At 53.5% G+C, this 8,189-nt stretch carries 7 protein-coding genes; 5 read left to right on the top strand and 2 right to left on the bottom strand.

All coding sequences use genetic code 11. From position 1 onward, the window contains the following. Positions 1-176 precede the first annotated feature (176 nt). A complete protein-coding gene (locus AC2FLP_RS07965; RefSeq protein WP_496682743.1) occupies positions 177-1,202 on the top strand; it encodes a helix-turn-helix domain-containing protein in 1,026 nt (341 codons plus the stop codon). 160 nt (positions 1,203-1,362) lie between these two features. Here AC2FLP_RS07965 and AC2FLP_RS07970 read toward each other — a convergent pair whose 3' ends face one another. Then, positions 1,363-2,109: a hypothetical protein gene (locus AC2FLP_RS07970; RefSeq protein ID WP_496682745.1), complete on the bottom strand. Its 747-nt coding sequence runs from the start codon at positions 2,107-2,109 to the stop codon at positions 1,363-1,365. A 493-nt stretch (positions 2,110-2,602) separates the two neighbouring features. On the opposite strand from AC2FLP_RS07970, the gene AC2FLP_RS07975 reads away from it, so the two are divergent. The 3 genes from AC2FLP_RS07975 to AC2FLP_RS07985 all read left to right on the top strand — a co-directional run bounded on the left by AC2FLP_RS07975 (position 2,603) and on the right by AC2FLP_RS07985 (position 4,895). Then, positions 2,603-3,427 carry a class I SAM-dependent methyltransferase gene (locus tag AC2FLP_RS07975; RefSeq protein WP_496682748.1) on the top strand — a complete coding sequence of 275 codons (825 nt, stop codon included), beginning with the start codon at positions 2,603-2,605 and terminating at the stop codon, positions 3,425-3,427. A gap of 54 nt (positions 3,428-3,481) precedes the next feature. Further along, positions 3,482-3,862: a group I truncated hemoglobin gene (locus AC2FLP_RS07980; RefSeq protein ID WP_496682751.1), complete on the top strand. Its 381-nt coding sequence runs from the start codon at positions 3,482-3,484 to the stop codon at positions 3,860-3,862. A 145-nt stretch (positions 3,863-4,007) separates the two neighbouring features. After that, positions 4,008-4,895, top strand: a complete 888-nt coding sequence (locus AC2FLP_RS07985) for an adenylate/guanylate cyclase domain-containing protein (RefSeq protein ID WP_496682754.1) — start codon at positions 4,008-4,010, stop codon at positions 4,893-4,895. Positions 4,896-4,918: 23 nt separating this feature from the next. On the opposite strand, the gene AC2FLP_RS07990 is transcribed toward AC2FLP_RS07985, so the two are convergent. Beyond that, positions 4,919-6,418: a winged helix-turn-helix domain-containing tetratricopeptide repeat protein gene (locus AC2FLP_RS07990; RefSeq protein ID WP_299640396.1), complete on the bottom strand. Its 1,500-nt coding sequence runs from the start codon at positions 6,416-6,418 to the stop codon at positions 4,919-4,921. Between the two features lie 230 nt (positions 6,419-6,648). Between AC2FLP_RS07990 and mddA the strand changes: the two genes are divergently transcribed. Next, complete coding sequence (gene mddA / locus AC2FLP_RS07995) at positions 6,649-7,407, top strand: methanethiol S-methyltransferase (protein WP_299640394.1); 759 nt, start codon at positions 6,649-6,651, stop codon at positions 7,405-7,407. Positions 7,408-8,189: the final 782 nt, after the last annotated feature.

The following is an 8,189-nucleotide window of genomic DNA, read 5'->3' on the forward strand; positions in this document are numbered from 1 at the left end:
TCCTTTCAGCGAATCACAGAAGTTGCTTTTCCAATTTGAGCTTAGGGACCGCGCCAAAAAATTACCTGTCAGTTTGCCGAGCGCGAAAATTTTGTTTTGGCAAACTGCAAGGTTTGAAAAGTTTTCAGTAGGAATTTCCGATGCCATCGTCCTAACTCTGCGTAACAGGAGGCATGATGGCGGACGGAATCATCAAAAAATCAGACAAAGGGCTGCCGCTTGTCAGGGCTGCCATTGCGAGCCCTGTCATCGCCGCCCTACGCAAGGTGAGCATTGAACCCGCCTTTGTACTCGATCCGCTGGGGCTGAACGAAGCGCAGGTAATGGACCGGAAGAATTTCGTGCAGCACGACACCGTCTACCGGATTTTTCAGGCTGTGGCCGACGCCACATCGCCGGAGTTCTGCGCCAAGGTCGGTGAGTCGGTCGACCTTGTTCGGTTTCTGCCGCTCGGTGACACGCTGGCGGATGCGGTGACACTGGGGGATTTCTTTACGCGGTTCACACAAGCCGTTTCCAAGGAGTCGAATGCTGTCACTCAATCGCTCCTTGTCGAAGAGGAGCATGCGTATTTCAACGCCAGACGGAACTTTGCCATCGCTGTGTCGCCAGCTCAGGCTGATGCGTTTCTGGCCAGCATCTGGATATCGCTGTTGCATCGGGTTCTGGATTTCAGATGGGACCCCCACCAGATCATTCTGCAAGTCTGCGATCCAAATGCGCTTCCCGAACAGTTTCATGGCGTCAAAGCAATCGAGTGCGGACCACGGGGGTTTTCGATCAGGTTTCCGTCAAACTGGCTGAGCTACCGACTAACGCAGGATGCATTGGAAAACCCATCAGACCTCAGGATCAAGGACAATGATCTGGCAGCACCGCTGGACTTCCTCGCCGGACTGGAAGGACTGATACGGGTTCATCTGGCTGAACCAGGATTTGGTGTCGACGCGTTGGCCGATCTTTGCGGCTTTCACCGCGAAACCCTGAACAACCGGCTGAAGCCCTATGGCCAGACGGCCTCGCAGGTGATTGCGCGTTTACGACAGGATGCCGCTGAAAGCCTTCTCATCGATGGTAATACGTCGGTTGGCGAGACAGCGCAAAGGCTCGGGTATACCGATCCCACGGCATTCTCACGGGCGTTTCGGAAATGGACCGGGATGTCCCCGGCAGCGTTCAAACGATCGAACAGGGAGGCTTAGCCCGCCACCGAATCCCGCTTCTGTAAAGCGGACATTGACCAAATGGTGGCTTTGTCCGCACTGCAGACATTCGCCCAAACTCTAAGAACGACCGCATCGAGCCCTGAGCGGTCATAAACAAACAACGTTTACTGAGACCAAGTCGGAAAAGGCTAAAGGTTCAGTATCGGAAGCGAAGGCCTACACCAAATCCTTCATCAAAAGATCGGTTGCCACCAATTCCCAGAAGCGCTTCGCCGTAGACTGCGATGCCTTCGTTGATGTTGTATCCGATCTGGACTTCTGCAGAGCCAGACCATGCATCTTCTTCCCAATCATATGGGACTTTCAAATCCAACTTGGCCCAGTAGTCGGTTGCGAAGGGTTGTAGCGCGATTAACCTGAGCGCCGTCTGGCTGATGTCGGTATCGCCATTGTAGTCAAAGAAATGCTGTACCAAGGGGATAAGTGAAAGACCAGTATCTTGGTTTCCAAAGGCGACCCCGACGAACGGTCCGAGCTGATCTGAACCTGTCCCAATACCTTGGTCATCATTGCCAAACTCAACTATCCAGTCGAGGCCCACCGCCGCGCGGTACCCCCAAGTCTCATTGAGCAAGCCCTCCGTTGGGAAGTATATCAATTTAACGAGCGCCTTTTCCCAGTCGCTGGAAGACATCCCATTTGCTGATATATTGTTGTAGTGAAGCTCGTATTTGATCTTCAAATTGTCTAGCGCCATGAAGGCGCCATCAATGAAATAGTCTGTTTTTTTACCGCTATTTCCGTCAGTATGCTGAATTCTGAGATCTGTGTTCCGACCTTTTGAAAGTGGGTTAGAGGCGTTTTCGGCAGCTGCCCCACTTTGAAAAAGGGAGAAGGCCAGAATGCAGGCGGCACTGGTTTTCCGAAATATTGAACTCTTCACTTTTGGTCGCTTTTGAACCTCCTCCAGAAATGGGGTCGGCATTGCCAGAAGGATATGTACGCTGACGTTATGTCGATATCACTAATACGCTACATGGGCAAAACCGCTCGGTCCGCAGAGCGGTCTCTGATGCACTACGCAGCGTATGGCGGCTCTGAGCTCACTTTGACCGATGCTGCACTATGAATAAATCGAAGCGATCTGCCGAGAGCCGACATTGGCCGCTGACAATCCCGGGCCATTCCAGACATTGAACACTCAATCCGGGTGTTGCAGCCGCACCCGCATAGCGGACATTCGTCAGCGGCAATCGTCGAACTCAACTTGACAGGGCGCCACGCAGAACGAGGAGATCCAACGATTTCAATCGAAACAACTAGAAACAGACAAACCTGCAGGAAACATCAGATGTTCTCCAGGTCTTCTGCAAGTTTCAAATCCCGGCTTTTGGCAAGAGTTGTTCCATTGAAAGCGAAATCAATGGAGACAGACAATGAACACAGCCGCCTCAATTGCCACCGCACCAGATCTGGCCGCGGTCAAATCAAAACAACGCGTTACATGGTCGTCAGGTGATTACGCCGCCGTAGGCACGACCTTACAAATCGTTGGTGAGACCCTTGCAGAGGCGATGGATTTGCGACCCGACGCCCGCGTTCTGGATGTTGCCGCCGGAAACGGCAACGCAACCCTGGCTGCAGCGCGGAGACACTGCAATGTCGTTTCCACAGACTATGTTACCAGTCTGTTGCGCGCGGGTGCCGCCCGCGCCAAAGCCGAGCAGTTAACCGTTTCATTTCGGGAAGCCGACGCAGAAGACCTGCCTTTTGAGGGGGCATCTTTTGATCATGTCACATCTACATTTGGTGTCATGTTTACGGCCAATCAACAGGCGGCTGCTGATGAAATGCTGCGCGTCTGCCGCAGCGGAGGCACCATCGGTCTTGCCAACTGGACGCCAGAAAGTTTCATAGGCGAAGTCTTTCGAACGATCGGACGGCATGTGCCACCGGTTTCGGGCGTTCGTTCTCCGTTGGAGTGGGGTACCAAGGCGCGTTTGCAGGAGCTCTTTGGGGCACAAGCTCAAAAAATTGAAATCACGAAACGCCATTTCACCTTCCGTGAACGTTCGCCGCAACATTGGGTGGAACGGTGGCGCGAAATATACGGTCCAATGCACAAAGCTTTTGACGCCGTCGGCGAGCGCGCACCGCAACTCGCAGCAGACCTGATCGCTGTTGCGCGCAATCACTCGACCGATACTCAGGCGATGATTGTTCCGGCTGAGTACGCCGAGATCATCATTCACAGAGCATGAAAAGCCATAAGCCCGGCGGAATTCGCCGGGCAAGTCATTCTCAGGAGACATTCCATGCTAGGGCAGTCCGAACGCCAAAGATCACTCCCGCTTTTTGACAAATATGGCGGCATGCGTGCGTTGCATTCGGTGATTGTCAATTTCTATGATCGGGTGCTGGACAGCGATATCGTTGGCCCATTCTTCGACGACGTCGACATGGCTAAACTGATTGATAACCAGACTAAATTCTTCGCGTCGATTCTTGGGGCCCCTGCTAAGTACACGGATCAGCGATTGGCGAGCGGGCATCATCACTTGACCGTCACAAATGTGCAGTTCGATGAAGTCATAGCGCTTTTAGACAAAACGTTGACCGAAGCGGGCTTTGCTCCAGACGACCTTTCCAAAACACTGAGCGCCGTTGAAGCGCGACGTTCGCTGATTGTTAGGTAATTCCATGCAGATCCAGGAAATTAGTGCAAAGCTACTTGGCTCCATAAATGTTGGAATCTGTATCGTTGACGCCGACACCGGCGTCATCGTTTCGCTGAACCAAACGTTCGAAACATGGTTCAGGAGCGCGGCACAGGGTCAAGTTTTGAATTTGGACACTTCTATTGCCTTGAAAGACCTGCCAGATAGGGAATCGGTGGAGGTTCGCACGAAAGTCAAACATCGGACTTTGGTCGTTGAACTCAGTGCCCATGAAGCGGAACACGAGGGCAACAGGTTAATTATCATCGAAGGTCACAACATCTCACGCTTGCGCGAGACCGAAGCCATGGTCGATAGCTATGCAGCCATGGTTGACAAGCGAACCCGCGAGTTGGAGCGGGAAAACAGGCGGGTTGAAAAACTACTTCTGAACATGATGCCAAAATCGGTTTACGAGGAGTTCATGACATTCGGATTTGTCACACCACGGTTGTTCGAGCCGGTGACCGTCATAATGCTGGATTTTGTCGGGTTTACCAAGATGGCCGCAGCTGGCGATCCGAATGTGACGGTTTCCGAGCTGAACTCAATTTTCACAGCATTCGATCAGATTGGTGAGCATCACGGCAGCGAGAGGATCAAAACCATCGGAGACTGCTACATGGCAGTGACTGGATTACCGCACTCCACGCCAGATCACGCGCTTTCAGCTGCGCGGGTCGCGGCCAAAATGATGCGCTTTCTGGAGCGGCGCAATCAAACGCACCCGCACAAATGGCGCGCTCGCATCGGCATTGCCAGCGGCTCTGTCGTAGGCTCAGTGGTCGGTGTCCAGAAATACGTCTATGATGTCTTTGGCCCTGCGGTGAACATGGCCGCGCGTTTGCAAGCTCAATCAAACCCCATGGAGATCACGATATGCGACTCGATGCGCGACGAATTGATCGACGATTTCAAACTCAGTGAGGCCGAGACAGTCTCCCTGCGTGGATTCGGCGATACACAAATTGCGCGCCTGAAACACTACCAACCAAACAGAAAGGTCGCTTGAGCCCTTGGCGCGGGATCTGAGTTTTAAAAACCTGCCTTGCGAAATGAACTGAGCATTCGATCACGGTATGCCTGATCTTTCACGACACTTGCTTCTACAAGTTTTTCGGCAGTGGCATCCGGCCTCACGCTACGAACCTTTGCGGCCATGGCATGCATCCTGTCGGTCAGGTTAAGTTCGGCAGCACAGGCTAAGATTAGTCGCGGTGCCCATGTAGAGCCGGGCGCTTCAATGTAACCTTGTTCAAGCAGAGATAAGGCATCTTCATATTCGCCCAATCCGTATCGGGCGGCGCCAATGCCAAAATAATAGCTAAACCGCATCGGATCATGCGGGCTAAGACGCAAAGCTCTTTCGTAGTTTGCTACTGCTTCGTTCATGTTCCCGGCGAAGGTTTCCACGGCTCCCAACATGGCCCAGGCCCAAGCCAGACTTGGGTCCAACGCAAGGGCAGACTCAAGGTGATGGCGCGCTGCAGTATGTTGCCCTGCAGCCACCTCGGCCGTGGCCACGAAAGTCAGAACCAACGCATCGCGTGGCGCAAGGTCAAGCGCGATTTTGCCATGTTCCATCGCCTCTGCAAGCGCGGCTGGTCCGTCAACGGCCCAGTCGGACATCGCCTGTTGTCCCAGACACCACGCAAGCATTGCATGTGACAAGGCATGTTTGGGATCTGATACCAATGCCCGTCGCAAATGAACCACGGCTTGCCGATTGTCATCCGCGTCCATCCGCATACAAAGCGGCGTCGCTCGCAGAAGTTCATGATATGCATCCGTCAAGTCAGCCTCAGCCAAGGCGCGTTGCACTTCAACCATCATGATATTGGGGACGAGGCGGCCCAGAATGGCCGCAACCACCAGGTCTTGCGCCTCAAAAGGGTTGTCAAGCTGCCCTTCAAAACGATCTGCCCAAACCTCTGCCTGCCGTCCGGCATGCAACAAAGAAGCGTTTAAGCGAAATGCATTCCCCGCAAATCGTAATTTGAGGCCAAGCACGTACCGAACGCCCAATTCCTCGGCAGCTTGCTTTGGGTCATTCTGACCAGAGTATCGCGCGACATAAATCGTTCCAACCCGACCAATGGCTGCGCTAATATCGTCCTCTAACCCTTCACCAAAGGCCCGTTGAGCATCTGTTGGATGCACTATTACGGTTGCCATGATGGCAATGGAGGGTTGCGATAAAACCGCTGCAGAGCCGGTCTTGTCATGCGTTTCCTCGACCGTGCCAACAAATTGAAACCCGTGCCCGTGCACAGTTCGGACCAAAGCCTGCCGCGTGCCGTCATCTCCAATGGCTGCTCTGACCGCTTTGACGCGGCTGCTTAGGGCTGCATCCGAAACTATCCTGCCCTTCCAGATAATCGAAAAAATTTCGTCCTTAGAAACGACACGGTCACGGTTTTCAAGGAGATGCCGAAGCAGCGCAAACACTTGCGGCTCTGTAGCAATTGGAACGTCTTCCCGCGTCAATTGCAGGCGGCTTGCATCCAGAACGTATTGATCAAAAGCATATTTCACAGGGGAATTCTGCGCGAATTCAGTTTTTTCGTAAAGCTTGAACGCAATTCGCGGCACCCAAATAAAGCTGTTTTCGTATCCGAGCACAGCGCTTTGGCAGCGGCCAGGACACATAGTCGCCAAGTCTCCAGAAAATCACCAGAAAACCTCCATGAAAGGACCAAGCATCGCATCACCCGGCTCGGGCAAACAGAGATCATCTGAAACAATAATGAATTGGAGCCTGACTTATGAACCGCCCTGGTCTGATCCTATATGGCGCCGCTGCCTATGTTCTTTTCAATGTAGCCTTTCTGTACATGATCGGCTTTCTCCTGCAACTGCCTATTCCGAAAGCGATCAACGATGGGACCTCATCCGCCTGGCCCGTCGCCCTCGTCATCAATGTCGGGCTGATCTTCCTCTTTGGCTTTTTTCACAGCCTCATGGCGCGACAGGCGTTCAAATCCTGGTGGACGCGGATCATTCCTGCGGATGCAGAACGCAGCACCTATGTGCTGCAATCGGCCCTGTTTCTGACCCTGGCCATTTGGCAATGGCGCCCGATGCCCGAAACGATCTGGATCGTCAATGGTGCCCTGGCGTGGCTGACCTATGGCATCTGCGCACTGGGTGTCTTTCTGGTTTTGCTTTCCACCTTTCTGATCGACCATTTCGAGTTGTTTGGTCTGCGTCAGATTTGGACTGCAAACAGCGCTCAGCCTATGCCCAAACCGGAGTTTAAAACGCCCGGACTTTACCGTTTCGTGCGCCACCCAATGCAGCTTGGCGTCATCCTAGTCTTACTCGGCACGCCGCACATGACGGTTGGTCACGCGCTCTTTGCCGGGCTGATGACTGTTTACGTGATGATTGGCCTATGGTTCGAAGAAAGATCTCTGGTGCGCGAGTTTGGCGATACGTATCGCGCGTACCAGGCGATGGTTCCCATGCTGATCCCGCGCATGACGCCCTTGCGTTCCGGCGATCTCGAAGCGCGACACGGCTGAGCCTTCCCGGGCTACTGGTCGTACTATCGGCACACCAAGAGCCCGTTCAACGCCAATTTATCGCGATATAAGCGTTGGGTAGTAGTGTGAACCCGGAACTACTTTTGGAAGTAGGATCTTAGAAAGTTGGGTCATAGGCTATGTAGTTGGCCTGACCCAAAGAATTGAACGCTCGCAGTGAGCACGCGAGCGAAAACAACGTGGAAACAGCCTCAAAGGAGTCGACCGACTGACTTGTAGATCGCTACCTACGCATGTTTGTATGTCCGATCTCGTAGATCCTAACATAGCTGCTTGCATCTGCAGCGAATGATTGCTTCCCGCCCAACGTGTCCTCCGCAGCGGTTGCAATGCGCACGTTGCGGTTGTCGCGGTCCCTCTATTGGACGACGGCTTGGTCCGCAGAGCGGTCATTCAGACGGAACGCAGCTAACGACCGCTCTGAGCCCACTTGGACCGATGCTGCGCGATGCCCCAATTGCAGCAATGCGCAGAAAGCGCCCTTTGCAAACTCAAGACCGGTTCCTGAGAGCGGACCTTCACGCCTTGAAAGGCCTCGGTCAGACGAGCCCAAAGCTGCCGATTGTCTCTCTCTTCCAACTCGCGAGCGCAGCAGGTAACGAACCGCAAGAACCGGACATTCCCGTCATAGTTAGCAGATGGCAGTGAAGCGGATTTCGTTGCCGTTCAGGGAATAACCGCTTTCTAGGCTCTAGACTCATTGATTTACAGCCAGAACAGCACGGTGGCTGCTAGAGCGATGGCCGACAGGAAGACTTTTG

This window comes from Ruegeria sp. CDSA141 (assembly GCF_059612005.1).

Coding starts and splice junctions, on each gene's coding strand:
- AC2FLP_RS07975 (WP_496682748.1), top strand. CDS start 2,603: ATGAACACAGCCGCCTCAATTGCCACCGCACCAGATCTGGCCGCGGTC.
- AC2FLP_RS07980 (WP_496682751.1), top strand. CDS start 3,482: ATGCTAGGGCAGTCCGAACGCCAAAGATCACTCCCGCTTTTTGACAAA.
- mddA (WP_299640394.1), top strand. CDS start 6,649: ATGAACCGCCCTGGTCTGATCCTATATGGCGCCGCTGCCTATGTTCTT.
- AC2FLP_RS07965 (WP_496682743.1), top strand. CDS start 177: ATGGCGGACGGAATCATCAAAAAATCAGACAAAGGGCTGCCGCTTGTC.